The sequence below is a fragment of the Pseudomonas sp. TSO6 genome (genome assembly GCF_056098905.1).
Genome location: NZ_JBLZWV010000092.1, coordinates 1 through 402, shown reverse-complemented (window position 1 = coordinate 402; position 402 = coordinate 1). Strand labels below are relative to the sequence as shown.

1 protein-coding gene is annotated in these 402 nt (G+C 59.5%); it reads right to left on the bottom strand.

Annotation, left to right across the window (positions count from 1 at the left end; translation table 11 throughout):
- Nucleotides 1-137: 137 nt before the first annotated feature.
- Nucleotides 138-402, bottom strand: a 265-nt coding sequence (locus ACN6NG_RS29920; protein WP_474317535.1) for a LysR substrate-binding domain-containing protein, incomplete at its 5' end; no start/stop codon positions are given.

Genomic DNA, 402 nt, shown 5'->3' with positions numbered 1-402 from the left:
GACGTACGGCCTGTTGAGTTGCGTCCATCGCCCCTGACTCGGTTGTCTTGTCGAATGGTTAACAATCGGCCCGCATGGTTAATCATTGGTTAACAAGGGTAGGGGTTTTCACGGATTTGCGACGACCGCTATGCGGTCTATCGCACCGTCTCCGGCGCGCCGGCCGCAAGCATGAGGTCCCAGGGCGGCATGTCGCCGAAGCTCGAGTTCAGATGCTCGATAAATCGGCGGAGCTTCAGGGACACGTGCCGCTTCGTCGGGTACACGGCATGAATTGCCAGCTCTGACGTCTGATGATCTGGCATCAGAACAGCCAGATCTCCCCTCGCAATGGATTCCCCGAACACGAAGCTTGGTCCATACGCAACGCCGGCGCCCGCCAATGCCGCGGCGAGCAGCATC